Source organism: Devosia sp. (assembly GCF_017307565.1).
Lineage (GTDB): Bacteria > Pseudomonadota > Alphaproteobacteria > Rhizobiales > Devosiaceae > Devosia.
Map to the genome: position 1 here is coordinate 1 of NZ_JAFKHD010000376.1, position 1,362 is coordinate 1,362.

General features: G+C 58.2%; 1 pseudogene. It reads right to left on the reverse strand.

The features are described 5' to 3' along the window. Positions 1–312: 312 nt before the first annotated feature. A pseudogene (locus tag J0I64_RS15440) lies at positions 313–1,362 on the reverse strand (hypothetical protein); the annotation flags it as partial.

Below are 1,362 nucleotides of genomic sequence, written 5' to 3' on the forward strand. Positions count from 1 at the left end.
CGGTCAAGGAATATTGGGTTAATGAACTCCTAATGCGCCCTTGCAGAATCGAAACCACGTTGATTTTGCAGCATTTTTTACGAAATTGTCAGCTGACAATTCGGCAAACCGCCGGCTTCATACTACAGCCCTGAGTGGCACCAGCTTTCGCTCCGGGCCGACTCGGCCCGGATGACCCCGCTTGTGGCGCACGTAAAGCGGGCGACAAAGCCGTGATCCCGGTTCGATGCCGGGATCGCGGCTACCGCGATTCTTGGGGGTATGTGAAACACCGGTCGCGCGAGGCGCGACCGGCTCGGCTTGGGAGAGCTATCAGCAAGCCGGTTCCTGTGGGACGCATGCCCGCAGCTGCGGGGGCAGCCAACGTCGATCTTTAAAGAGCTTTTCGGCATAGGTTGCAGCGTCGCCCTTCTTCATTTTCACCGCCTTGGCTGCTTCATCATCACCAATGGCTTCTTTGATGGCCGTAGCGATCTGGTCTTTGCTGACGCGCTTGAAGAAGTTTTCAGCGGTTGGCGTGAACCAGTCGGCCATATCGAGGGCGAGTGCTTGGCTTAGCACCTTGCCATGCTCGAACGCCTGCCCTCGGTCGGAGAACTTCTTCTCGACCACGTTGACGCCCTTTGCAGTGGCAGCCGCAAGAAGGGACAGCAGTTCATCGGTGGTCTTGGATATCAGCCAGTCCCAAAGATCGCTCGGGTTGCCGGGAATGGCGTGACCAAGGTTCTCCCACATGCTGGCGAACTCGACGACCGGAGCGTAATCCTCGTAATCAGAAATGGAGCCTTTGAGATATTCAGGGGTGACGCTCACCTGCACAGCGCTCTGTTCTCGCGCGTAACTGTAGCCGACACGCAGCAGCATGGCATGAACGACCGTCACAAGTGCAACGTCCGGGTTATTGGCAAGGGCAACACGCAGCGCTGCGGTTTTGCGAGCGCTTAAGTCCTCGAGCAGTGAAAACGACAGATCGTCCAACCCGGCGCTCTTTGCTGGTTTCGCCACGACACTCCGGTCTATTCCTTCGTCCTCATCCTTGCGCTCGTCCTGCTCGGCCTCGGCGCTATCGTCCTTGGGCCCGTGCGACATCATTCCGCGCTCGATACGGAATTTCCCAAAGTTGCTGATGGTGAGGAATGCGCCAGCGGCCAGATAGTCAGCTTCGGAGTAGACGCGGGTCTTGCGGTCAAGCTGCTCGATTTGTTCGTGGAGCGTGGCCTGTCGCTGCTCCCGTTCCTGCGGCTCCAGCGTCGCCCCCTCGAAATCGAGGCTTTCCAATTCCGCTTCCAGCTCGTCAAGCACGGCCTGATCTTCCGGCGATAGTTCGGTGTCGGTGGGGTAGACGCGGACAGAACCGTAATA